The sequence below is a fragment of the Kluyvera sp. STS39-E genome (assembly GCF_040932435.1).
Lineage (GTDB): Bacteria > Pseudomonadota > Gammaproteobacteria > Enterobacterales > Enterobacteriaceae > Kluyvera.
In genome coordinates this window covers 186,825-210,221 of the sequence record NZ_JBFQGA010000007.1, presented here as the reverse complement: position 1 = coordinate 210,221, position 23,397 = coordinate 186,825, and the positions used below count along the sequence as shown (strand labels likewise).

At 53.9% G+C, this 23,397-nt stretch carries 22 protein-coding genes; 10 read left to right on the top strand and 12 right to left on the bottom strand.

Going from position 1 to position 23,397, the window contains the following annotated elements; all coding sequences use genetic code 11:
- Window positions 1-2 precede the first annotated feature (2 nt).
- The 3 genes from celB to AB4K05_RS17075 are packed head-to-tail and all read right to left on the bottom strand — an operon-like array spanning window position 3 to window position 3,029.
- Entirely contained in the window at window positions 3-1,352 is a 1,350-nt protein-coding gene (celB, locus tag AB4K05_RS17085; RefSeq protein WP_368481136.1) for a PTS cellobiose transporter subunit IIC, read from the bottom strand.
- Window positions 1,353-1,405: 53 nt separating this feature from the next.
- Window positions 1,406-2,707, bottom strand: a complete 1,302-nt coding sequence (locus AB4K05_RS17080) for a 6-phospho-beta-glucosidase (RefSeq protein WP_368481265.1) — start codon at window positions 2,705-2,707, stop codon at window positions 1,406-1,408.
- Between the two features lie 16 nt (window positions 2,708-2,723).
- On the bottom strand, window positions 2,724-3,029 hold the full coding sequence (locus tag AB4K05_RS17075; RefSeq protein ID WP_368481135.1) for a PTS sugar transporter subunit IIB: 306 nt from the start codon (window positions 3,027-3,029) through the stop codon (window positions 2,724-2,726).
- A 272-nt stretch (window positions 3,030-3,301) separates the two neighbouring features.
- Between AB4K05_RS17075 and AB4K05_RS17070 the strand changes: the two genes are divergently transcribed.
- On the top strand, window positions 3,302-4,393 hold the full coding sequence (locus tag AB4K05_RS17070; protein ID WP_368481134.1) for a MurR/RpiR family transcriptional regulator: 1,092 nt from the start codon (window positions 3,302-3,304) through the stop codon (window positions 4,391-4,393).
- Between the two features lie 89 nt (window positions 4,394-4,482).
- Here the strand turns inward: AB4K05_RS17070 and AB4K05_RS17065 are convergent, their stop codons facing one another.
- The gene (locus AB4K05_RS17065) at window positions 4,483-5,703 is read right to left on the bottom strand and encodes an amino acid deaminase (RefSeq protein WP_368481133.1); all 1,221 of its coding nucleotides are present in this window, start codon (window positions 5,701-5,703) and stop codon (window positions 4,483-4,485) included.
- Between the two features lie 201 nt (window positions 5,704-5,904).
- Between AB4K05_RS17065 and AB4K05_RS17060 the strand changes: the two genes are divergently transcribed.
- Together AB4K05_RS17060 and AB4K05_RS17055 are read left to right on the top strand one after the other, a co-directional pair.
- Window positions 5,905-7,335: an amidohydrolase family protein gene (locus AB4K05_RS17060; protein ID WP_368481132.1), complete on the top strand. Its 1,431-nt coding sequence runs from the start codon at window positions 5,905-5,907 to the stop codon at window positions 7,333-7,335.
- A 26-nt stretch (window positions 7,336-7,361) separates the two neighbouring features.
- The gene (locus AB4K05_RS17055; protein ID WP_368481131.1) at window positions 7,362-7,757 is read left to right on the top strand and encodes a RidA family protein; all 396 of its coding nucleotides are present in this window, start codon (window positions 7,362-7,364) and stop codon (window positions 7,755-7,757) included.
- Between the two features lie 144 nt (window positions 7,758-7,901).
- On the opposite strand, the gene AB4K05_RS17050 is transcribed toward AB4K05_RS17055, so the two are convergent.
- The 5 genes from AB4K05_RS17050 to AB4K05_RS17030 form a co-directional block, all read right to left on the bottom strand.
- Entirely contained in the window at window positions 7,902-8,765 is an 864-nt protein-coding gene (locus AB4K05_RS17050) for a MurR/RpiR family transcriptional regulator (protein ID WP_368481130.1), read from the bottom strand.
- Between the two features lie 85 nt (window positions 8,766-8,850).
- A complete protein-coding gene (locus AB4K05_RS17045) occupies window positions 8,851-9,573 on the bottom strand; it encodes a GntR family transcriptional regulator (RefSeq protein ID WP_368481129.1) in 723 nt (240 codons plus the stop codon).
- A gap of 119 nt (window positions 9,574-9,692) precedes the next feature.
- Entirely contained in the window at window positions 9,693-11,948 is a 2,256-nt protein-coding gene (locus AB4K05_RS17040; RefSeq protein ID WP_368481128.1) for an alpha-xylosidase, read from the bottom strand.
- Between the two features lie 11 nt (window positions 11,949-11,959).
- Entirely contained in the window at window positions 11,960-13,318 is a 1,359-nt protein-coding gene (locus tag AB4K05_RS17035) for a PTS sugar transporter subunit IIC (RefSeq protein WP_368481127.1), read from the bottom strand.
- A gap of 26 nt (window positions 13,319-13,344) precedes the next feature.
- A complete protein-coding gene (locus tag AB4K05_RS17030) occupies window positions 13,345-13,644 on the bottom strand; it encodes a PTS sugar transporter subunit IIB (protein WP_368481126.1) in 300 nt (99 codons plus the stop codon).
- Between the two features lie 257 nt (window positions 13,645-13,901).
- Here AB4K05_RS17030 and AB4K05_RS17025 point away from each other — a divergent pair, with 257 nt between their 5' ends.
- The gene (locus AB4K05_RS17025) at window positions 13,902-14,777 is read left to right on the top strand and encodes an ROK family protein (RefSeq protein ID WP_368481125.1); all 876 of its coding nucleotides are present in this window, start codon (window positions 13,902-13,904) and stop codon (window positions 14,775-14,777) included.
- A 113-nt stretch (window positions 14,778-14,890) separates the two neighbouring features.
- Entirely contained in the window at window positions 14,891-15,124 is a 234-nt protein-coding gene (locus tag AB4K05_RS17020) for a YgdI/YgdR family lipoprotein (RefSeq protein WP_368481264.1), read from the top strand.
- 49 nt (window positions 15,125-15,173) lie between these two features.
- Here AB4K05_RS17020 and AB4K05_RS17015 read toward each other — a convergent pair whose 3' ends face one another.
- The 3 genes from AB4K05_RS17015 to idnO are packed head-to-tail and all read right to left on the bottom strand — an operon-like array spanning window position 15,174 to window position 16,947.
- Window positions 15,174-15,641, bottom strand: coding sequence for a YhcH/YjgK/YiaL family protein (locus AB4K05_RS17015; protein ID WP_368481124.1), 468 nt, complete (start codon window positions 15,639-15,641; stop codon window positions 15,174-15,176).
- Window positions 15,638-16,168 carry a gluconokinase gene (locus AB4K05_RS17010; RefSeq protein WP_368481123.1) on the bottom strand — a complete coding sequence of 177 codons (531 nt, stop codon included), beginning with the start codon at window positions 16,166-16,168 and terminating at the stop codon, window positions 15,638-15,640. Before AB4K05_RS17010 ends, AB4K05_RS17015 begins: the two co-directional genes overlap by 4 nt.
- 14 nt (window positions 16,169-16,182) lie before the next feature.
- A complete protein-coding gene (gene idnO / locus AB4K05_RS17005; protein WP_368481122.1) occupies window positions 16,183-16,947 on the bottom strand; it encodes a gluconate 5-dehydrogenase in 765 nt (254 codons plus the stop codon).
- Window positions 16,948-17,203: 256 nt separating this feature from the next.
- Between idnO and AB4K05_RS17000 the strand changes: the two genes are divergently transcribed.
- The 5 genes from AB4K05_RS17000 to kefC all read left to right on the top strand — a co-directional run bounded on the left by AB4K05_RS17000 (window position 17,204) and on the right by kefC (window position 23,375).
- Complete coding sequence (locus AB4K05_RS17000; protein ID WP_368481121.1) at window positions 17,204-18,196, top strand: LacI family DNA-binding transcriptional regulator; 993 nt, start codon at window positions 17,204-17,206, stop codon at window positions 18,194-18,196.
- A 268-nt stretch (window positions 18,197-18,464) separates the two neighbouring features.
- The gene (locus AB4K05_RS16995; RefSeq protein ID WP_368481120.1) at window positions 18,465-19,415 is read left to right on the top strand and encodes a 2-hydroxyacid dehydrogenase; all 951 of its coding nucleotides are present in this window, start codon (window positions 18,465-18,467) and stop codon (window positions 19,413-19,415) included.
- Window positions 19,416-19,473: 58 nt separating this feature from the next.
- Window positions 19,474-20,784, top strand: coding sequence for an MFS transporter (locus tag AB4K05_RS16990; RefSeq protein WP_368481119.1), 1,311 nt, complete (start codon window positions 19,474-19,476; stop codon window positions 20,782-20,784).
- A 196-nt stretch (window positions 20,785-20,980) separates the two neighbouring features.
- Window positions 20,981-21,514 (top strand): glutathione-regulated potassium-efflux system oxidoreductase KefF, encoded by a 534-nt coding sequence (kefF, locus tag AB4K05_RS16985; protein ID WP_368481118.1) that lies wholly within the window; start codon window positions 20,981-20,983, stop codon window positions 21,512-21,514.
- A complete protein-coding gene (gene kefC, locus AB4K05_RS16980) occupies window positions 21,507-23,375 on the top strand; it encodes a glutathione-regulated potassium-efflux system protein KefC (protein WP_368481117.1) in 1,869 nt (622 codons plus the stop codon). The genes kefF and kefC overlap by 8 nt, the downstream gene beginning before the upstream one ends.
- Window positions 23,376-23,397 lie beyond the last annotated feature (22 nt).

The window sequence follows — 23,397 nt, the reverse complement described above, 5'->3', positions numbered from 1 at the left end:
GCTTACTGTTCTGTCACCGGCGTAATTGCCGCGGTCTGCTGCGACTTGCTGGCCTGCTCTTCGCGGTATTTCAGGTTATCCCAGATGCGGAAGAACGGGTAATACATCACTAGTGAAATCCCAAGGTTGACGATCTGCAGCACCGAACCGGAGATATGCCCGCCGGTTGCCAGATAGCCGCTGACGACAATCGGCGTGGTAAACGGCAGCGCAATCCCGGCGGGTTTTGCCACCAGACCGGTGGTCATCGCCACGTAGGAAACGATCACCAGCACCACTGGCGTCAGGATAAATGGCACCACCAGGTACGGGTTCATCACAATCGGAATACCAAATACCATCGGCTCGCTGATGTTAAACAGGCTTCCCGGCGCGGCGATTTTACCAAGCTGTTTCATCTGCACGCTGCGGCTGCGCAGGATCATAAAGATAACCAGCCCTAACAGCGCACCGGTACCGCCCGGGGCAATCCACAGGTCGTAGAACTGCTGGGTGATAATGTGGGGAATAGGCAGGCCGTTCTGAAAGGCCTCCAAGTTTTCGGACATATTGCTCAGCCAGACCGGACGAATAAACACCAGCACGATGGTGTCGCCATGCAGGCCAAGCATCCACAGGATGCCAATCAGCAGTACCGAGATAATCATCCCCGGCAGTGAGCCACCGACATGGCTCATCGGAATGCCGACCAGCTCGGTTATCATGGTGTTGATGTCGCCAAACGGTGTGGCTTCAACCAGCAGGCGCAGCCCCAGCACGACTGCCAGTACGCAGAAGCCGGGGATTAGCGCAAGGAATGACTTTGCGACCGCCGGTGGAACGCCTTCCGGCATACGAATCACCAGGTTGCGGTCGTTAACGAAGCGGTAGATTTCGGTTGAGAGCAAGGCAATCATGATGGCGACGAACAGCCCTTGGCTGCCAATCTGTCCCATCGGCATCACCCCTTTCACCAACTGCGCCACGTCGCTGCCCGCCGGCGTAAACATGATGTGTTGCGGAATGGTCATCACGAAGGCCACCAGAGAAACGGCCCCGGCGGTCAGCGGATCGAGAGTGCGGTATTTCTCCGCCAGTCGGTAGGCGATACCGAAGCTGGAGATAAGCGCCATAATGTCGTAGGTCGCTTTAACCGGATAGAGCACTTTTTCCTGCCACGTTGCGCCAAAAAGCTCGGTCATCAGCGTGCCGTAGCCCGGCACCGGTAGATAGGCGAAAATCAGGAAAAATGAGCCTATCAGCATAAACGGCATGTTCAGGATGATCCCGTCACGCACCGAAAGAACGTGTTTTTGTCCGGCGATCTTCAGCGCGGTCGGCAATACGTATTTATCAATGATCGATTTATTCACAGACACCCCCTGCCCGGAGCAGACGTTGCCGACCGGGTATATTGTTTTATTTATTATTTGCTGAACTGCGGCAGCCACGCTTTATTGATGGCTAACACTTCATCGACCAGCGTCGAGGCCAGATTCACATCAGCGACCAGCGGGTTGGCAACCAGCGCCAGTAGCGCTTTTTCTTTGTCACCGTGTACCGCGGCTTCAATGGTCAGACGCTCAAAATCCTTCACCTGTTGAGTCAGGCCGTTCATCAGCGGCGGCAGTTTGCCAAAGGCCAGCGGATGCGCGCCAAGGGCGTCAATCAGGCAGTTGGTTTCAATCACCGCATCGTCCGGTAGCCCTTGAATGGCACCGTTGTTGGCGGTGTTGACCACCATCTCAATGCCGAGGTTGTTATGCAGCGCATTGATTAACTGCACCGCGACTTCGGAATAGAAAGAGCCGCCGCGCTGGCTTAGCTCTTCGGGTTTCTTATCCAAATGCGGGTCGGCGTAGAGTTTAAACAGGGACTCTTCCACCTTCATTACCTGCTCGGCACGCGTACCTTTGGTATCCGCGTCCGCCAGTTCGTCTTCCAGCATGGTGCGGGTTTGCCAGAAGTAGCGGTGGTAAGGACAAGGTATGGCGCGCAGCGCACGCAGCAGTGCTGGCGGCCACGGAATCGCTTTGATGTTATTCATCGACAGCTGTTCGCCGTCGCACAGCATTTCAATCACTTCGTCGGTGGCGTCGCGGCCGCCCGCCAGCACCTTGTGTACCCACACCATATGATTCAGACCGGCAAAGCGCAGCGAAACTTGGTCATAAGGCAGCTTCAGCATGTCGGCAATCATGTGATGCATGGTGACTGGCACATTACACAGGCCGATGATTTTGGCCTTGCTGTAGCGCGACACGGCTTCGGTCACAATGCCTGCCGGGTTGGTGAAGTTGATTATCCACGCCTCTGGCGCCAGGCGTTCGACGCGATCGGCGATATCTAGCATGACGGGAATGGTGCGCAGCGCTTTGGCAAAGCCGCCGACGCCGGTGGTTTCTTGCCCTAACAGCTGATGGCTTAGGCCAAGACGTTCATCGGCCGCGCGGGCAGGGAGTTGCCCCACGCGTAATTGGGTGAGCACGAACTGCGAGCCAATAATCGCGCTATCTGCATCGAAATGAACCGACACTTTCACCGTTTCCAGACCGCTGCGGTCAAGCATCCGGCGGGCAAGTGCGGCAATAATCTCAACCTTCTGGCGCCCGGCCTCAACGTCAACTAGCGCCAGCTCCGCCATTGGTAAGGAGGCATGGCGCGTAATTAATCCTTCAATCAATTCCGGGGTATAGCTGCTCCCCCCACCAATAACGGTAATTTTCATCATTCTCTCCGTGGCCTCAGGCCATCAGTTGGATTGCTTTGTCGAGCACGCGATCGCCGCGCATGGTGCCGTAATCCATCATGTCGATAACCGCCACCGGTTTGCCGAGCGGGGCGGAAATCTCACGCAGTCGCGCTAACTCAAACTGCACCTGTGGGCCAAGCAGTACCACGTCAGCTTGGGCAATCTGGCTTTCAATTTCGGCTACCGGATAGGCGTTGATCTCCACCGCCAGTGAACGTTTCTCCGCTTCGGCGCGCATCTTCTGCACCAGCATGCTGGTGGACATTCCGGCGGCGCAGCACAACATGATTTTTTTCATTACAACTTTTCCCTCGTTTGAAAACATATTTCATACATTAGCGGTTTTGCTTAGCATGTATGAAAATTATTTTCATGAGTGTGATCGGGATTAAAATATTACGTAAGCCTATGACGAAGGGTTTGAAATGTGATCTTGACGAAATAAATGAACAAATCACGCTCTGCTTGCGTAGATATGTATCTTCATTGATTGAATAAATTGAAAAATAATTTCAATAAATTATGATGTTTTTAACGAGCAGAATCTGCCGAGATGAGGACACTCTGGTTATGGATATTGTTTATCAACTGGTGAATGGGGTCTCTGGGCTGCCGGCGCAGGAATCGCGGCTGGCGCGTTTTTTCCTCGATAATTTTGCCCAGATCCCCGAAGCGACCATTGAGGAACTGGCGGCAAAGGCGGGTGTAAGCCCGGCGACGTTACAGCATTTTTCGCGCAGCATTGGCTGCAGCGATATCAACGATTTTATCGGCCAGGTGCGTCGGCAGCAGCAGGAGAACCGCCATGCGCTTCCGGCTGCACCCATGCTGGGCGATGCCGCGTGGGTTGATCCCAGCACGCTACAAAAGCTGGCGAAAAATGCCGGTGTGGGCAGCGAAATTCTCGCGCGTTTCTCCCACTCGATCGGACGGGAAAGCAGCGATGATATTCTGGGGCAAATTCGTCAGCGGCTGCATGATTTCAGCCAGCAGGAGTCGCGCGTTGCGCAGATGATCTTGGACGATGTGTCGTTTGCGGCCTCCGCCACTATCGATCAGTTGGCGACCGCGGCGGGCGTCAGTCCGGCAACGATCACTCGTTTTGCCCGGGCGGCGGGCTGTGACGATATTCGCGATCTGCGTATGAAGCTGGCGCAGGCAAGTACGCCGGTAGCCGGTGGGGATATGCCGGGGCCGTGGCGTGAAACGCTCAATCACATTCAGCAATCGCTCAATACCCAGCTTTGTGAGCTCTCGCCAGCGGCGGTCGAGCGGGCCACGAGTCAGATAAAACAGGCGAAAGGGCTGCATATTTTCAGCGCCAGTACCGCTGACGCGCCTTTTGCCAATCTATTACAGTACCGGCTGCTCACGTTGGGCTATCCGGCGAACGTTTGCCTGGATTCGGCGCTGATGGGGATCACCGCTTCAATGCTTGGCAAGGGGCAGGTGCTGGTGGTGTTTGCCGCAACTCAACCGGGCAGCGCGCTGATTGCTGCCGTCCATCAAGCGCGTTGGGCGGGCGCGGAAATAGTGGTGATTGGCGGGGCCGAAGAAGACGCGCTTAGCCATCAGCAAAATATCTCGCTGCCGCTTAACGATCCGCGCTACGGTGCGCTGCTGGTGATTGATTTGCTCTGTGATGGCATCGAGCGAAAATAGCATTCGTAGGCCGGATGGCGGCTTCGCCTTATCCGGCCTACCAGGCCGCCCGGTCGGTAAAAGACCCAGGAAGCCCGGAAGTCCTTGAGTCAGAACCCTGTTTCCAGCGTTTCCAGTACGTTATAGTTATCATCAACCAGCAGCAGCGCCTTCCATTTGTCGAACGTCAGGCAAGGGTGCGAGGTGCTAAATACCAAAATATCCCCCACTTTCACTTCCGCGTCTGGTGCCAGTTTTAACATCGCGTGTTGATCCATAATGCCGGTGGTTTCGATACTTTTTTCCTTCAAATCCAGCATTTTTCCTGCGCGATAGTGCACTACCGGCTGCGGCAATCCGGCGTCAAACGCGCTGTCGCGCTTGCCAAAATTGACGATTGCGCGGCCGTCTTCCGGCACCGACTGCACCATTGCCACCAGTTCCAGCGCCGAAACCAGATCGCCACCCAGATCGCAGGCCGTCTGGTCGCGAGCGATAATGGCATCCTGCGCCTCGAGATAAATGCCTTCATCGTGCGTGATATAGCAGCCAGGACGGATAACTACCCGGCAGTGCGCCGGTTTTTTCTCGGCCAGCCAGACGTTGCACACCACGTCATACCAGACTGAGCCTGCGCCGGTGAGAATGAATTCACCCTCGACGTAGCGCTCAAGCTGGCAGGCGAGAGCGGCGGCGTCGCGCAGCAGCGCTTCGACCTTCGGCTGCGGATCTTCGCCGTGCAGCACCCCTTCATAAAGCTCCAGGCCACGCAGGCGCAGCGCCGGTAGCTGGGAAATCTGCTCGCCGAGGGCCAATGCCTGCTCCGTTGTGCGGCAGCCGCAGCGCCCGCCCGGCACGCCAAGTTCCAGCAGAACATCCAGTGTCTGATTTTTTGCCGCAAAGAAGGCCGAAAGCGTACGGGCGTTGTCGAGGCTATCCACGCAGCAGAGGTAATCGACCTGCGGATAATGGGCTTTTAGATCGGCAATAAGCTGCATATTCGCCTTACCGACCAACTGGTTCACCATCAGCACGCGCTGGATACCGCTGGCCATGGCGACGTTTGCTTGCCAGGCGCTGCCTACGCCAATGGCCCAGGCGCCAGCCTGCTGCTGTTGCTGAAAAATCCACGGCGTCATAGTGGTTTTACCGTGCGGTGCCAGCGACACGCCGCGCGTATCGGCATAGCGCTGCATCCAGTGAATATTGTTGTCTAAGGCCTTTTTTTTGATGACCGCCGCCGGGAGGCACACGTCTTCATTCAGGATATTGGTAGGGGTAAACAGCGGTGCGGATTTGTGGGCAACAAGCGAGATGCTCTGGTATTTCATAACATAATTCCTTTTGGTTTTAGTCTTATATCATGATTCGTTTTATTATTAACTTACTGTAAATAATGTACTTTTTGATGCTTACTTATATTTTATGAATTAAAGTATCATAATTTGATCTGCCATTTGCGTAGTCTTTCACTGTTTTCTGCGCTTGTAAATGGTTAACTTAAGCCAGAACATTAGGGGGGTAAGGAAGCGATGAAGTTCGATTATTTATTCAGGAATGTCACGGTTATCGACGGCAGCGGCGGCCCGCAGTATCGCGGGGATGTGGCGGTAAAAGGCGATCGTATTGTTGATATCGCTCCGGCTATCCAAGGCCAGGCCGAGCAGGAGATTGACGGCACCGGGCGCGTACTGGCGCCGGGTTTTATCGACGTTCATACCCACGATGACATCAATGTAATTCGTATGCCCGAATACCTGCCGAAAATTAGCCAGGGGGTCACCACGGTAATCGTCGGCAACTGCGGGATCAGCGCCGCCACGGCGACCATGCGCGGTGAGGTTCCTGACCCAATGAATCTGCTGGGCGAGGTGTCACATTTTATCTACCCTACGGTGGATGCCTACGCTGAGGCGGTCACGCAGGCGCGTCCTGCGGTCAACGTCGGTACGCTGATTGGCCATACCGCACTGCGTAACAACCATATGGATTCGCTATTTCGCCACGCCAGCGAAGATGAAATTCAGGCGATGCGCGAGCAGCTGCGTTTGGCATTACAGCAGGGGGCTTTGGGGCTGAGTACCGGTCTGGCCTATGCTTCCGCTTTCCAGTCGACAACCGAAGAAGTGATGGCGTTGGCGGAAGAACTGGCAGCGGGCAACGGCATCTATACCACCCACCTGCGTTCGGAGTTTGAGCCGATCCTTGAAGCGCTTGACGAAGCGTTTCGTATTGGCCGCCACGGCAAAGTGCCGGTGGTGGTCTCGCACCACAAGTGCGCCGGGGCGAGTAACTGGGGGCGTACGGTCGAGACGCTGGCGCTGTTCGACAAAGTGCGCCAGCAGCAGGAGGTCGCCTGCGACTGCTACCCGTATTCCGCCAGCTCATCGACGCTGGACATGAAGCAGATCACCGCCGATTTCGACATTATTATTACCTGGTCTACGCCGCATCCAGAGATGGCCGGGCAGACCTTACAGCAAATTGCCGATGGCTGGTCCCTGACGCTGGAAGAGGCCGGAAAGCGTCTGATGCCAGCGGGAGCGATTTACTACAACATGGATGAGCAGGATGTGCAGCGCGTGCTGAGCTACCCGTTAACCATGGTGGGTTCGGACGGTTTACCGAATGACCCGATGCCGCACCCACGGCTGTGGGGGGCGTTCCCACGCGTGCTGGGACACTATAGCCGTGATGAAAAACTCTTCCCGCTGACGGTGGCCGTCCACAAGATGACCGGCATGTCGGCGGCGCGTTTCCAACTTGCCGAGCGCGGGCTGGTAAAATGCGGCTACTACGCCGATCTGGTGCTATTTGACCCGCAAACTGTCCGCGATGTGGCCAGTTTTAGCGACCCGCAGCAGCCGGCCGCCGGTATTGAAGCGGTGATGGTCAACGGCGTCATGAGCTATGGTCAGCATAACAACGTTATCGGGCGTGCCGGGCGATTCTTACGTCGGTAGGCCGCAATGATGATTAAGGAGCAACAATGAGCATTAAACGTTATGGCGTAGGTGGCAGCACCGGAACCGGTGGGCAGTCTCTGCCTTTTGCCAAAGCAGTGGAAGCGGGGGGCTGGCTGTATGTCTCCGGACAAACGCCGATGACCGACGGCGAAGTGGTTGAAGGCGGCATTATCGAACAGTCCCGGCTGGCGATTCAAAACTGCGTGGATATCATGTTGGATGCTGGTTTTACGCTGGCTGATGTGGTACACGTGAAGGTCTATCTGACCGATGCCCGCTATTTCCAGTCGTTCAACAAAGTGTTCCGCGAATTCTTCGCCGACCATCCACCAGCACGTGTGTGCTGCGTGGCGGATTTGGTGGTGGATTGCAAAGTGGAAGTGGATTTGACCTGTTACAACGCGGATCGCGCGAAGTAACAGGGTGACTCTCACCCCGACCCTCTCCCTGGAAGGGAGAGGGAGAAAAGCCCCCAGTGAGGCAGAAAAAACAACTTGTAAACGGCGCCAAGCGGTTCCCTCGCCCCTTTGGGGAGAGGGGTAGGGTGAGGGGAATGGAGAGCGCTAATCCCCCAGCGGTTGCCGATCAACCCCGCCACGATGGCTATCGAGTGCGAGCTTAATCCGGCGCAGGCGGTTTTTGGCCTGCGTCTTATTCGCCATTGCCAGCTCCGTCGCCAGCACGTCGATCATCGCCAGCATCGCGTAGCGCGACGTGCTGGGTTTAAAGATATAATCATTTTCCCGCACGATCAGCGGCATTACCACATCGGCATGATTTGCCAGCGGGGTATCGGCGGGCGTAATGGCAACCACTTTTGCCCCGTACTGGCGGGCGATCGCCGCGCTTTCCACCACTTCTTGCGTATAGCCGCCAAGCGACAGCGCCAGCACCACGTCGTTTGATGACACTGATGAACACATCATCCGCACCAGAAGGCCATCGCTTTGGCTCACCACCGGCAATCCTAAGCGGAACAGTCGGAATTGTGCTTCCTGCGCGCAGATAGTCGATCCGCCGCCCATCCCGATGGCGAGGATCTGCCGCGCGCCGCTTAACCATTCGACGGCATTTTTCAGCGCTTCCGGATTCAGCGCCCGACGGTTGATCTCAAGAACGTTGATGATCGTTTCGTAGATCCCCTGTACCCCTTCGAGATCCGGCACGTCGAGGATGAAGCGCTGCCCCACTGCCAGCGACTGTGCCAGCCTGACCTTCAGCTCCCGCACGTCTTTGCAGCCAATAGCCCGCGCAAAACGGGTGATGGAGGCTTGGCTGGTCTCCGTCAGGCGGGCCATTTCAGCGATAGGTAACGTGCTTGCGGTCTGTACGTCGTCGAGAATAAATTGCGCGATGCGCTTCTCGGTGGCGGTCAGTTCGACAAATCGGTCGGTAATACAGGAAATGATGTCGATGGAAACGGACATGGTAAGCCCCTGAAAAGATTAATGGGTACTTTGTACCACAGAAATCATGCGTCGTGGGATGACATCCATAAGAGGCGGTAAAAGGCTATTTGTTGATATTAATATGGTGAAATTCAAAACGATCGTAGCGATAGCGGATGATGCTGTATTCGAAAGGGCGCCCGTTGTCGAGATAGCTCACCTGCTCAATTTCCATGAGTGGATCGCCGCAGGCAATATCTAAATGCTTCGCTTCCAGCGAGTTGGCGCAGCAGGCTCGTAATATTTGGTGCTGGCTTTGGATGGAGACATCCGTTTCGATTTCAATATATCGGTAGATGGAGTCGATCAAATGATCGATGCGTATACCGGGGATGAGTTTAATCGGAATGTCTGTGTATTCAATACAATAAGGTTTTTTATCAATGTAACGAACGCGAGTGAAGTGATGCACGAAATCGCAGTCGTCAAGATAAAGGTTTTTGATGGTTTTTTCACTTGGGTGCACAACGCTGAATTGAAGAAGATGGGTTGAAACATTTTCATTCTGATGAGCCGCCGAGAAGCCCATACTCCGGGTTTTGAGCGGAATATTTTCGGTGAACGATGCCGCGCTTTTGACAAAAGAACCGACCCCCCGACGTTTAATGATCAGGCCGTCACTGACCAGCAGGTCCATCGCTTTTTTTACCGTGATACGACTGGCGCTATAAAGGCTGCCAAGCTCTTTTTCGAGAGGCAATTGCTGGTTTATTTTATAATAGCCGGTGATGATTTTTGTTCGGATATCATCAGATATTATTTTATATTTCAGTGTGTTGTATTGCATTTTTTTATCTTTGGATGTCAGTCAGGGTACTATAGCATTGAATACTGGCTTTGCCATCTTAGAGCGATCTCGCTGTCGGAAAGAAGGAGCGAAACCATGCTGTTTCGCTCCTGGTACCACTAGTTAATCTGTTCTATACCGAGCTCGGAGGGGTAATCGCTGACCACCGCCCCGTTACACATCTCCCAGCTATAGCGTTGGCGTTGATCGTCCACTAATACGCCGTGAGTTTGCGATGTATTTCCATAGATCTGCAGAACAACTGGTACCGTATTAAATGTCTTCAAGTGCTGCTGATGTTTCGCCAGTATGGGGATGACGGCACCCTCGCGGATAAAAATAGGGATGTCGTCCAGCGTGAGATCGACGGAAATGACGCATTGTCCAGGGTACCAGACCTTATCGTGCAAGGCATACCATCGACCTTCCGGCAAGTAAATGCTGCGTTGTCTTTGTCCTGCCTGTAACACCGGAACGATCATGATGCTATCGCCAAGTAAGAACTGGTCATCGATGGTATGAACGAACGGATCGTGCTCGAATGCCATCGCCAGATGGCGCATTAACGGCACTCCGTAATCTTGTGCTTCACAGCTTAGGGCCAGTAGATACGGTAACCATTGATAGCGAAGCTGGCTGTAGCGTCTGACAACGTCTATCGCCTGCTGGCCGAAGTGCCACGGCTCACGAGAGCTGACGCCATGGTAGCGTGCCAGCGAACATAATAAGCCGACCTGTGACCAGCGAATATAAAGCTCAGGAGCGACGTTCTTGCCTTTAAAGCCACCAATATCGCTGCTCCAGTAACATTCGCCGCTAAAACCGACGCTGAGCCCGCCGCGGAGAGTGTGACGTAGTCCTTCAAACGTGGATTCCACATCCCCTGACCAAGTGCCGGCAAAGCGTCCGCAGCCGAGAAATCCTGGCCTTTTCCAGACCAGACTTGTCCCTTGGATTTCTTCGGTCGCTTCATAGCAGGCTTTAGCGTAGAGCCAGATATAGGCATTGTGCATATCCTTGCCGCTGTAGCCATTGTGAAAACGCGCATTTTCGGGGATGCGATCCGCGTAGTCGGGTTTGAGCGCCTTAACTCCCCGGGTAAGCAGAGTTTTCAGATGTGCTTTCCACCAAGCATAGGCCTGCGGATTGGTTAGATCGGGGATACCAATATTACTGACATTGCGGCGGGATATATGCGCAATACCGCCCTCGGTGGTACGTACCAGATAACCCATCTCCAGAGCGTGGCGATAGATTTCGGTATCCGGAGGAAGGTAGGGATTGATCCATATTGAACAGGCGACTTCTTGCTCGGCAAGCTCGCTGAAAAAGGCTTCTGGGTTCGGGAAATGCTCATAGCCCCATTCGAAATCGCAACAGTCGACCCAGAAATCGGCGTACCAGTAATGTTTTCCCCAGTTAACGTCTAAATGCAAAACATCATACGGTAGCTGATGGTGATCCAATTGATGCTTTATGGCCCGTACTTCTTGCGCACTTTGGTAGGCGCAGCGGCTATACCAGACGCCTAGCGTCCAAGGCGCGGGAATGGCTGGCTTGCCCTGCATTTCCGCTTGGGTACTGACCAGGGCTTTTAGCGAGTCGCCGAAAAACAGATAGCCACGCAGCAGTTCGCTTTCGCTTAATACGCTGGCAGACTCAAAGCAAAAATGACCTATTTCCCAGTGTGTTCTTCGCGCGGTCGCGAGCATGATACCGTAACCTTCCGTGCTAAGAAGCAGCGGGTGGGCTTTATAGCTGAGATCGGTAGAATTGGTACCGCAGGCGTCCATCACGTAGCTCGTTGTCTGCGTTTGTGATTTTTCGACCTTGCCAAATTTTTCACCAAGACCATAAAAATGTTGGCCATTTTGGATATCCCAGGAGAGAAAGGTTGCTAATTGTCCCCGGTCGTCAATTCGTACACCAAGACCCGGGGTGACGGGCTGGCGCGAGATTTTCTTGTTTGACAGCGAGAAGGTGTGTCCTGCCTGATTCACCTGAAGGGTAAAAGGGACTTTACTTAAGCTCACCTGCAGACCGCTGGCGCTGAGCAGGAGGCAGTTATCCCCATACTCAACCGCTAGGGGAGCGCGGGAGGCAGAGGTGATAGGCAAGTAAAATGCCGGCATTTCATGGCCATCAGCTAACGGGCTGAATTCGAAATAGAGTTTATCGCCGTCGACGACGCTTAAGCGTAGGTAGGCTTGCTTACCGCTGGTTAATAAGACGGTCATCACGACTGCATTGGCCGTTTCCGTTACCGCAGCAATTTCGGTGACATAATCATAATGGTAACCATCACGATAGAAAATACGCTCGCTGTTTTGATAATCCCAGCCGTTAATAGGCTTATTGATAATATGCTCTTCCACTATTTTATCCCTTATTGTGCCGTTAATTTTTCATTCATTGAGTTGGCTATCTTGATGAATGGCATATAGATAGCGGTCATCACGACAATCACCAGCAACTGGTACAGCCCCCCCGAAATGTGTCCGGAGAACAGGATCCCGGAAATAATGGGCGGTACAGTCCAGGGGACGTTGTGGATGATGATGGGCAATATCCCCATTTTTGTAAGCATGACGGCACCGAAAAAAGGGATCACCCAGCTCAGCACATAGGGAATGAACATCACTGGGTTAAGAATGATCGGCAGCCCGAAGTTAATCGGTTCGCTAATGTTAAAAATGGCAGGAGCGAGGGCGAACTTAGCGGTTTTACGGTTTTCCATACGTTTTGAAAACAGGTAAACCGCAATAATGGGAGCGAGCGTCATGCCGCCTGAAGACACGGTTGAGAAATTAAGGAACAGGGTTGAGTAAAGATGATGGGCGACGCCCATGATATTTTCATTGTCGTTTATCACCCATGTCAGGCCGAATATTGGCCCCCACACAGAGGTAGCGTGGATTCCAAACCACTGCAGTAATGGCCCGGTGACTATAGCTACAACGGCGAAGAATGAAGTTGAGGCAACCGCCAGCGTAGGTTTTTGCAACAGCATCAGCAGTACTTCAGGTACGGAAGAGTTAAAGTAGGCGTGAAGGACAGCGGCTAACACCACAAAAAAGAGCAGCGTAATGCTACCAGGAATAAGCGACTCAAAGCTGCGGGCTACGGCGGGGGGCACGCTGTCGGGCATTTTAATGGTAAAGTTCTTCTCCACCAGTCGGTTAAACATCCAGATTGTGATGCCAGACACTAGCAGCCCGGTAAAAATACCTTCCTGACCAATAAACCGGGTGTTTACGATACCGCTCAGGGTGACGCTTTGCTGATGGATATCTGTGGTTGTGAACTCCCACGGGAGACAAATAAAAAAAGCCGCCAGTGAATAGAATATACAGACAACGGGTTCTTTATTTTTTGGGAAAAAACGCCGGGAGCCAAAGAACGTAAAGCCAACAATAATCAGTAACGCATTGATTGCCATTGTCCCATTGATGAAATAATTACAATAGCGCTGAAGTTGGACCATTTTCAGAGCGAAGGGGGAATGCAACCAGTTTTCATTACCGCCGGAGAACAACGCCCCTAAACCAATCCCTGAGGGGCCAAATAAAATACCGGACGGGTCAAGAATAACTGAGCTGATCATAATGGCGAAACCCGCAATCATTAATGGCACGCCAGCCATAATGAACGTATCGCGTAATGATAACAGCAGGCGATTACCCGCAATTTTGCTGATACCTTTTGTTAACATCGTCTGGGCAGTGGATAGCGATAATCTGGGCATGGGAGCACCTTTATCTAGCGATGAGGTTAGTTATTGATTAATGAATCAATGCGTATTTTAAGCGCTTCACCATTCATGCCCCCAAACTCCTGAATGCCTAAAACTATGACATATTTATCCGGGTAGTCCCGCACTACATCCTCCTGCGCCCACGCTATTTGTGGGCCAAGAATGATAACGTCGGACTCAGGCGCAATATCCTGTAGGCTAGAAAAATCATAGGCTTTAATATTATGTTGGCAACCGACATTAATATATGCCTCATGGAGTTTTTTGGCCATCATACTGGTAGACATACCTGAGTTGCAAAAAATTGAAATATTCATTTTAAACTCTATTGTTGATTATGGGTATTTGGTTTGGGAGGGGTTGATTTATGAGAAATTGAATTCAAAATACAACGATAGAATAGAATGAAAAGACTAATTTTTATAAAAGATATGTCTTTTGTGATGACCTTCCTGGTTCTATTGTGACACGTTTTTTTTAGGTTGATGTCGTAGCTGGAAGGGTGTAAATGGTAATAAAAGATATGGCTTCCATTATTTATCTTTATTTCATGAATGAAACCGGTGAGATATATATGACTATTTTATTATTTGATTGGGGTGGGAGTTCAATTAAGTACGGCGTCTGGCATCAGAATGCTTTAGCGGATACGGGAGCGGTAAAAACTCCTGATAGCTGGGAGAAGATGCAGGCACAATTGCTCGATATCTGCGGTCAGTATCAGCAGCGCTATAATATTCAGGGTGTGGCGATAAGCGCCCCCGGCAGCGTTGACCCCGTTCGTGGCGTCATTGACGGCCTCAGCGCCATTCCCTACATCCACCACTTCCCGATTGTCGATGCGTTGACGGCGCGGTTTGGCCTGCCGGTCAGCATTGAGAACGACGCCAACGCGGCGGGCATTGCTGAAGCGGCGCTGGGGGCCGGGCAGGACTACCGGCACGTACTGTTCGTGATTGTCGGTTCAGGCGTGGGCGGGGCCATCCTGGAAGATAAAGTGCTGCGCCGCGGTAGCCATGGTTATGCCGGTGAGTTTGGCCTGATGACGCTTGAGGGCGGTCAAACGTTCAGTGAATTGGGCACCGCCGTAGCGATGGCACGACGCTATGAGCAGCGGATATCGATTGAGCTAGATTCTGTATCCGGTGCTGAGGTGTTTCGTCTGGCCGAGCAGGGCGATGAGGTTGCGAAGCAGGAGGTGGAGCAGTTCTATCACTGGATGGCCGTCGGACTGCTGAATTTGCAGGTCTGCTACGATCCGGATTGCCTGGTGATCGGTGGTGGGATCTCTGCCAGCGATACCATTTTTGCCGGGATCGCATCTCACCTGACGGATCTGGTCGCGGAAAAAGATCTCGCGGAATTTATGCCGAAACTGCTGCTCTGCCAGTACCGCAACGACGCTAATCTTATCGGTGCGGCGGTGAGCTTTAGGCAACAGAGAGGCTAAAATCGGCGAAGGTACCGCTTCGGAGTGTTCTGGTTTCGCTCACGTTTTCCAGCCGCTAACCTAAAATGGTTAGAGTGATAATGAATTCAGCCGAAAGGCAGGAGGGAAACATGATGCAATATAAGCGATTGACCGTGGCGATTCTGACAGCAGGTGCGTTGTTTACCGTTGCTGGCTGTTCATCCAACCAGGCGGTAAAAACCACCGATGGTAAGACTATTGTGACCGACGGTAAGCCTCAGGTGGATGAGGATACCGGTCTGGTATCGTATGAAAATGCCGAAACCGGCAAAACCGAGCAGATTAACCGCGATCAGGTTAAAAGCATGAACGAGCTCGACAACTAAGCATTATTCGTGGCCCCGCATGACGTCTCGCGGGGCCAGCGCATAATACTTAAAGCAGTGCGCTATCAATTTTGACGATGATCTTACGTAAGGGCGCTCCCGCGCCTAGGCTTGCCATCGGACGGTGAAGTTCCCCAGGGAACAAAATCGCAATCTCTTCGGGGTGCAGATGAATCAGCGTTTCGCTGCTAATTTGTGTACAAAAGCCGATATCGTGGGCATCGTTAAATGCACCATCAGCAATGATTTCCAGCCCTTTATTCCCCGCCCCGATAATCTCCTCGCCCGCCAACACGATATGAATATCAATGTACTGCCGATGATATTCCGGGCGCTGTTCGGCAAGCGGCTTCGTTTCGCCTTCGACGACGTTAAAGAACAGGTTATCCCCTGAGACAATATATTTGCCCGGCGGCAGCGTGTGCGGTTCCTGCTGGATAACGGCGCGCAGCGCTTTGCGGATAACCGCGGGATAAAACGCGTTTTTCTCGGCGCGAGTCAGTGTATCGATAATCATGCCGGAACTCCCTGTGAGGGTTGATGAGATAAAAGGGTTAATGAGCGGGCGACAATGCTGGAGACATCGGTTGAAACGTCGACTGGCAGGATATCCGGCTCGCTAGCGTCCGGCGCTTCGAGCGCGGCAAACTGGCTGCGCAACAGCGCTTCCGGCATAAAGTGCCCCACACGTGCCTTCATGCGCTGCAAAATGCAGTCGTAATCGCCCGTCAGCCACAGAAAGCGCAGATGTGGATTACCCGCACGTAGCTGGTCACGATAACGTTTTTTCAGCGCCGAACAGACCAATACGCCGGATTCGTTTTTCTGCCCAAGGCTGAAAATGACGTCGCCGATGCGTTCAAGCCACGGCTGACGGTCGCTATCTTCCAGCGGTTGACCGGAAGCCATTTTGACGATGTTTTGCCGTGGGTGCAGATCGTCACCGTCGATAAACTTCGCGCCTAGCGCCTGCGAGAGCGCCAGCCCGACGGTGGTTTTTCCGGTGCCGGAAACCCCCATCAAAATAATGCATTGCCCTGCCATAAGTGACTCCTTATTTACACCGCAACCAGCATGCCGCCGTCAACGAACAGCAGATGTCCGTTAACAAAGTTCGACGCTTTTGATGACAGGAAAACCGCCGCGCCAACCAGCTCCTGCGGATCGCCCCAGCGGGCGGCTGGCGTGCGTTTGCACAGCCAATCGGTAAAGGCTTTGTCGTCAACCAACGCTTGGGTCATCGCGGTTTTAAAATAGCCGGGCGCAATGCCGTTAACCTGAATGTTGTGGCGCGCCAGCTCTACGCACATGCCGCGCGTCAACATTTTGACGGCGCCTTTGGCGGCGGCGTAAGGGGTGATGGTGTCGCGTCCCAGCTCGCTTTGCATTGAGCAAATATTGACGATTTTCCCCGCGTTACGAGTCACCATGCGTTTGGCGACTGCCTGAGAGACGAGGAAAACGGCGGTCTGGTTAACGGCAATCACGTCGTTCCACTCTTGTACCGGAAACTCTGTGAAGGGATGGCGGCGTTGGATCCCGGCGTTATTGAACAGCACATCGATAGCACCAATGTTTTCTTCGATATCGGCGATAGCGGCTTCAACGGAATCCGGGTCGGTGACGTTAAAGACCGCGGTGTGGGCGGTCGCGCCTTCATCGCGGAGCTTCATCGCCGCCTGTTCCGCACGTTCGGCGGAGATGTCGTTGATGATGATTTCCGCGCCGTATTGCGCCAGCCCTTGTGCCATGACATAGCCGATGCCCTGACCGGAGCCGGTGATTAAAATACGTTTGCCCTGAAGACTAAATAAGTTGTTCATCGCAGTTTCCTGTATCACGGGCTGAATGCGCCCTGGGAAGATGCTGTCTATCTCACGGTTTTTGCCGAGGTGAAACTGTGAAGTAGATCACTGCCAACTATGTTACAAAAAGGGGTTACAGCATCTGTGATCCAAAGGCGGAAATCGCGGGGGAAACCGCATTGTACGGGGCTTTGGGCCGGTGTTAGCGCATTCTCTTTTGTGGCGCTTGCGGGCATAATAGCGGGACAGAACTTGGCAATGACGGACAGGGTGAATGAAAGCACAACGGATAACGCTAGATGATATTGCGACGCTCGCGGGCGTAACCAAAATGACCGTCAGTCGTTATCTGCGAACGCCGGAAAAGGTCAAGCCGGAAACGGCGCAGCGGATCGCCTGCGTGATTGCCGAAGTGGGCTATCAACCTGATGCCGATAACCCCGCCATCAGCAGTAATATTGCGCCGCGTATTGGCGTACTGATCCCCTCCTTTAATAACCAAATATTTGCCGATGTTTTAGCTGGCGTTGAATCGGTCACTACCGCTCATGGCTATCAAACGCTGGTGGTGAATTACGATTACGACAGCCTGCGCGAAGAGGAGCAAATTGCCACTGTGCTGGCCCTGAACGTTAAAGCGCTGCTATTAACCGAGTCCGTGCATACTCTGCGCGCTGAGAAATACCTCAAGGCGGCGAAAATCCCGATTGCTGAAGTGATGGGCCTATCTGATAACGCCGGCCGTATTAATGTGGGCTTTGACAATTACCGCGCTGGATTTGATATGACGAATATGCTGCTAGCCAGCGGCAAAAAACAGATTATCTATTTTGGCTCGATGTCCGATATCCGCGATGAACAGCGCTATGCGGGCTACTGTGATGCGATGGAAGCGACCGGTTTAGCGGTCGGACGCATTGCGCCGAATAAGGTCTCTTCAGTGTCGATTGGCACCGGCATGATGACGCTGGCACGGCAGATGTATAAAGAGATGGACGCGATTTTATGCACCAACGACGATCTTGCCGTTGGCGTGTTACAGGAGTGCCTCGCCGCCGGTATCACGGTGCCGCAAGAGATGGCCATTGCCGGTTTCCACGGGCTGGAGATTGGCCAGATTGTTAGCCCACGACTGGCCAGCGTATTGACCCCGCGTTTTGAGATGGGCAAAGTCGCCACTGAGATTTTAATTAAGAAAATAAAAGGTTTACCGACCATCGAGAAAGTTGACCTGCACTATCGTCTGTCGATGGGTGAAACCATCTAGCCTCGTACACTCATGCTGTAGGCCGGGCAAGCAAGGCGCCCCGGCAATGTGCCGGATGGCGGCGTAAACGCCTTATCCGGCCTACCGCTGTAATGTTATTCAATTGTTGCCATCCAGCCCGCATTTCTTCGGGCTTTTGCTTCCACGATCACGTCATCCGTAACACTGATTTCTAACACGATCTAGCGTGATGCGGATCGCAAAATGCCCGCGTGAAAACCCGTTTGATAGGCATAACGAATTTTCGAACTCTCAAACAGGTAAAACGATGAATACTGCAAACCCGAATACTGTGTTGTTGATTGCTCCGGTCGTCGACGGCTTGCTGGATAAATTGTGCAGCGCATTCCAAGTCTATCGCCTTTATGAACAGGCCGATCCGCAGGCGTTCTTACGCGAAGTGGGCGCCGAGGTTAAGGCTGTGGTAACCCGTGGCGATATTGGCGTCTCCCGTACGGTACTGGAAGCCCTGCCAAACGTGGGCTTGGTGGCGGTCTTCGGCGTGGGAACCGACGCGGTGGATCTCGACTACACCCGCGCTCATCAAATCGCGGTAACCATCACCTCCGGCGTGCTGACCAACGATGTTGCCGATCTGGCTATGGGGCTGCTGTTATCCGGCGCACGCCAACTCTGCCAAGGCGATAAATTCGTCCGTGAAGGCAAATGGCTCAAACAGGCTCCAGTGCTGGCGACCCAGGTCAGCGGCAAGCGTATCGGCATTTTCGGCATGGGCAATATCGGCCAAGCCATTGCCCGTCGTGCCAGCGGTTTTGATATGGAGATTCTTTATACCGACCGTAAAAAGCTCAGCCATGTCGATTACCAGTGGTGCGCTGACCTGCACACCCTCGCACATGAAAGCGATTTCCTGGTGATTGCCGCTTCTGGCGGCGCTGCCAACCGTGGGCTGATTGACGCCAGCGTGTTTAACGTGATGCCCAAACATGCGTGGCTTATCAACATTGCGCGCGGCACGTTGGTAGATGAAAAAGCCTTAATTCACGCGTTACAAAACGGGGTGATTGCCGGAGCCGCGCTGGATGTTTATGAAGATGAGCCGAACGTGCCAGCGGCGCTGATAGCAATGGATAACGTGGTTCTGCAGCCGCATGTGGCGAGCGCCACCCATGAAACTCGCCAGAGGATGAGTGAGGTGGTCTTTAATAATGTCGCTGCCTTTTTTGACCACGCACCATTACCGAATGCCATTGATTAAGGATGACGTTTTCTCGCCATTCAATGACGTGACTTTCCCTCTACAGAGAGTGTGAATTATGAATGAGAAAATACCTGGCACCCGCTGGCTGCGCATCATTGCGCCTGTTCTCATCGCGTGCATTATTTCATTTATGGACCGGGTTAATATTAGTTTCGCGCTTCCCGGCGGCATGGAATCCGATTTAGGTATTACCAGCCAGATGGCCGGTGTTGCCAGCGGTATATTTTTTATTGGTTATTTATTCCTGCAAATACCGGGTGGGCGTATTGCCGTTAACGGCAGTGGGAAACGTTTCATTGCTTGGTCATTACTGGCGTGGGCGGTGGTCTCAATAGCCACTGGCTTTGTTACCCATGAATATCAATTGCTAGTGCTGCGCTTTATTCTCGGCATTTCTGAAGGCGGTATGCTGCCGGTCGTACTGACGATGATCAGCAACTGGTTCCCGGAAAAAGAGATTGGCCGTGCTAACGCCTTTGTGATGATGTTCGCCCCGCTGGGCGGCATGTTAACGGCTCCGGTATCCGGGGCGATTATTGCCGCGCTGGACTGGCGCTGGCTGTTTATTATCGAAGGGCTACTGTCGCTGGTGGTGCTGCTGGTGTGGTGGCTGATGATAAGCGATCGTCCAGAAGAGGCGCGCTGGCTTCCTCCTCGCGAACGAGAATATCTGCTGACGGCGCTGAACGCCGAGCGCGAAGCGCGTAGAACAGAAGCGCCGGTCAGTAAGGCTCCGGTGCGGGAGGTGTTCCGTAACTCTGGGCTGATGAAATTGGTGCTGCTGAACTTTTTCTACCAGACCGGGGATTACGGCTACACGCTGTGGCTGCCGACCATTCTGAAAAACCTGACCGGGGGCAGTATGGCGAGCGTCGGTATGCTGGCTATCTTACCGTTTGTCGCGACGCTCGCAGGGATCTATATCATTTCGCTATTTAGCGACAAAAGCGGCAAGCGCCGGCTGTGGGTACGGTTCTCGCTCTACGGTTTCGCCCTTGCGCTGCTGGCTTCCGTGGTGCTGCGTGACCATGTGGTTGCGGCCTACATCGCGCTGGTGGTCTGTGGCTTCTTCCTGAAGGCGGCAACCAGCCCGTTCTGGTCGATCCCCGGACGTATTGCGATGCCGGAAGTGGCGGGCAGCGCACGCGGTGTGATTAATGGCTTGGGCAATCTGGGTGGCTTCTGCGGCCCGTATTTGGTGGGGGTGATGATTTACTTCTACGGCCAGAACGTGGCAGTTTGCGCGCTGGCCGGCTCGCTGATTATCGCCGGGACCATTACCTTCTTCCTGCCGAAAAACTGCGACCTGAACCAAACACCAGACGCACCATCGGTTTCAGATAAGCCGGTCAATCAACCTTCCTGAGCCTTTACGGGGACAATGCTTAACGCGGTAGGCCTGATAAACTCAGCGCCATCCGGCACCGGTTGCCGGATGGCGGCGTAAACGCCTAATCCAGCCTACTGCCCCCAATTCCTGCGGTTACGCGATCTGATCCTGTAAGTGTCATCATTAACTGTCTAAACTCAGTGGTAAAATAATGAAGTAAGACAGGCTAATTATGATTCTGATAATTTATGCGCATCCTTATCCGCATCACTCGCATGCGAATAAGCGAATGCTTGAGCAGGTAAGGACGCTCGACGGAGTTGAAATCCGTTCTCTCTATCACCTCTATCCCGATTTTAATATCGATATCGCCGCCGAGCAGGAGGCGCTATCTCGCGCCGATCTGGTTATTTTGCAGCACCCAATGCAGTGGTACAGCACGCCGCCGCTGCTCAAGCTATGGTTGGATAAAGTGCTGTCGCACGGCTGGGCATATGGTCATGGCGGCACGGCTCTGCACGGTAAGAGCGTGATGTGGGCGGTGACCACCGGCGGCGGGGAAACGCACTTTGATATCGGCTCGCATCCTGGCTTTGAAGTCTTGGGGCAACCGCTGGAAGCGACCGCCGTCTATTGCGGTATGAAATGGCTGCCGCCGTTTGCCGTGCACTGCACCTTTATCTGTGATGAAGAGACGCTGCAGGCGAAAGCCCGCCACTATAAACAACGGCTGCTGGCCTGGCAGGAGGAGCACAATAATGGATAGCCATACGCTCATACAGGCGCTGATTTATCTGGGTTCGGCGGCGCTGATTGTGCCTATCGCCGTGCGGCTGGGGCTGGGCTCGGTGCTGGGTTATCTGATTGCTGGCTGCATCATCGGCCCGTGGGGGCTGCGGCTGGTCACCGACGCAGAAGCCATTCTGCACTTTGCGGAAATTGGCGTGGTGCTGATGCTGTTTGTGATTGGCTTGGAGCTAGACCCGCAGCGGCTGTGGAAGCTGAGAGCGTCGGTGTTTGGCGGCGGGTTGCTGCAAATGGTGCTGTGTGGTGCGTTGATTGGCGCTTTCTGTATTTTCCTCGGCCTGCGTTGGCAGGTGGCGGAACTGATTGGCATGACGCTGGCGCTCTCTTCGACCGCCATCGCGATGCAGGCCATGAATGAGCGTAACCTCACGGTGACGCAGGTTGGGCGCAGCGCCTTTGCGGTATTGCTGTTCCAGGATATCGCGGCGATCCCGCTCGTTGCCATGATCCCGCTGCTGGCGACCAGCGGTGGCACGACGACGCTGGGCGCATTTGCTTTCTCCGCGCTGAAGGTTGCTGGGGCATTGGTGCTGGTGGTGGTTCTGGGGCGCTATGTTACACGACCGCTGTTACGCTTCGTTGCCCGCTCCGGGCTACGCGAGGTGTTCAGCGCCGTGGCCTTGTTCCTCGTCTTCGGCTTTGGTTTGTTGCTGGAAGAAGTGGGCCTGTCGATGGCGATGGGGGCATTTTTGGCCGGCGTGCTGCTGGCAAGCTCCGAGTACCGCCATGCGCTGGAAAGCGATATCGAGCCGTTTAAAGGGCTGCTGTTGGGGCTGTTCTTCATCGGCGTCGGCATGTCTATCGATTTCGGCACCTTGATTCATAACCCGCTGCGGATTATTACGCTGCTGGTGGGCTTCTTGGTGATTAAATCACTGCTGCTGTGGCTGATAGCCAAACCGCTGCAGGTGCCGCGTTCACAGCGCCTGTGGTTTGCGGCGCTGCTGGGACAGGGCAGTGAGTTTGCTTTTGTGGTCTTTGGCGCGGCGCAGATGGCGAATGTGCTGGATGCCGACTGGGCGAAAGCGCTGACCCTCGCGGTGGCGCTGTCGATGGCGGCGACGCCGATTCTTCTGGTGCTCCTCACGCGTCTGGAGAAACGCGCCAGCGCGGGCGATTCGCGTGAAGCGGATGAGATTGATGAAGAACAACCGCGGGTGATTATCGCGGGCTTCGGTCGCTTTGGTCAGATTACCGGTCGTCTGCTGCTCTCCAGCGGCGTCAAAATGGTGATACTCGATCATGATCCAGACCACGTCGATACGCTGCGTAAATTCGATATGAAGGTATTTTACGGCGATGCGACAAGGGTCGATCTGCTGGAATCTGCGGGAGCGGCGAAGGCTGAGGTGTTGATAAACGCCATTGATGATCCGCAGGCCAGCTTGGCGCTGACCGAACTGGCTAAAGAGCATTTCCCACACCTGACGGTAATTGCGCGTGCCCGTGACGTTGAGCACTATATTCAGTTGCGTCAAGCAGGAGTGGACGCGCCGGAGCGTGAAACCTTTGAAGGAGCGCTGAAGTCGGGCCGACTGGCGCTGGAGTCGTTGGGGCTCGGAGCGTATGAAGCGCGTGAGCGTGCGGATCTATTCCGTCGTTTCAATATCCAGCTGATGGAAGAGATGGTGACGATGGCCGAAAACGACGCATCTTCACGGGCGGCGGCGTTTAAACGCACCAGCGCAATGCTGACGGAAATCATCAACGAAGACCGTAATCATCTGTCGCTGGTACAGCGCCACGGCTGGCAGGGAACGGAGGAGGGGAAGCACAGCGGCAATCCGCAGGATGAACCTGAGGTCAAGCCAACGCTGTAAGCGCGCCTGAACTGTAATGCTG

Coding starts and splice junctions, on each gene's coding strand:
- AB4K05_RS17080 (WP_368481265.1), bottom strand. CDS start 2,707: ATGAAAATTACCGTTATTGGTGGGGGGAGCAGCTATACCCCGGAATTG.
- AB4K05_RS17075 (WP_368481135.1), bottom strand. CDS start 3,029: ATGAAAAAAATCATGTTGTGCTGCGCCGCCGGAATGTCCACCAGCATG.
- AB4K05_RS17070 (WP_368481134.1), top strand. CDS start 3,302: ATGGATATTGTTTATCAACTGGTGAATGGGGTCTCTGGGCTGCCGGCG.
- AB4K05_RS17065 (WP_368481133.1), bottom strand. CDS start 5,703: ATGAAATACCAGAGCATCTCGCTTGTTGCCCACAAATCCGCACCGCTG.
- AB4K05_RS17060 (WP_368481132.1), top strand. CDS start 5,905: ATGAAGTTCGATTATTTATTCAGGAATGTCACGGTTATCGACGGCAGC.
- AB4K05_RS17055 (WP_368481131.1), top strand. CDS start 7,362: ATGAGCATTAAACGTTATGGCGTAGGTGGCAGCACCGGAACCGGTGGG.
- AB4K05_RS17050 (WP_368481130.1), bottom strand. CDS start 8,765: ATGTCCGTTTCCATCGACATCATTTCCTGTATTACCGACCGATTTGTC.
- AB4K05_RS17045 (WP_368481129.1), bottom strand. CDS start 9,573: ATGCAATACAACACACTGAAATATAAAATAATATCTGATGATATCCGA.
- AB4K05_RS17035 (WP_368481127.1), bottom strand. CDS start 13,318: ATGCCCAGATTATCGCTATCCACTGCCCAGACGATGTTAACAAAAGGT.
- AB4K05_RS17030 (WP_368481126.1), bottom strand. CDS start 13,644: ATGAATATTTCAATTTTTTGCAACTCAGGTATGTCTACCAGTATGATG.
- AB4K05_RS17025 (WP_368481125.1), top strand. CDS start 13,902: ATGACTATTTTATTATTTGATTGGGGTGGGAGTTCAATTAAGTACGGC.
- AB4K05_RS17020 (WP_368481264.1), top strand. CDS start 14,891: ATGCAATATAAGCGATTGACCGTGGCGATTCTGACAGCAGGTGCGTTG.
- AB4K05_RS17015 (WP_368481124.1), bottom strand. CDS start 15,641: ATGATTATCGATACACTGACTCGCGCCGAGAAAAACGCGTTTTATCCC.
- AB4K05_RS17010 (WP_368481123.1), bottom strand. CDS start 16,168: ATGGCAGGGCAATGCATTATTTTGATGGGGGTTTCCGGCACCGGAAAA.
- idnO (WP_368481122.1), bottom strand. CDS start 16,947: ATGAACAACTTATTTAGTCTTCAGGGCAAACGTATTTTAATCACCGGC.
- AB4K05_RS17000 (WP_368481121.1), top strand. CDS start 17,204: ATGAAAGCACAACGGATAACGCTAGATGATATTGCGACGCTCGCGGGC.
- AB4K05_RS16995 (WP_368481120.1), top strand. CDS start 18,465: ATGAATACTGCAAACCCGAATACTGTGTTGTTGATTGCTCCGGTCGTC.
- AB4K05_RS16990 (WP_368481119.1), top strand. CDS start 19,474: ATGAATGAGAAAATACCTGGCACCCGCTGGCTGCGCATCATTGCGCCT.
- kefF (WP_368481118.1), top strand. CDS start 20,981: ATGATTCTGATAATTTATGCGCATCCTTATCCGCATCACTCGCATGCG.
- kefC (WP_368481117.1), top strand. CDS start 21,507: ATGGATAGCCATACGCTCATACAGGCGCTGATTTATCTGGGTTCGGCG.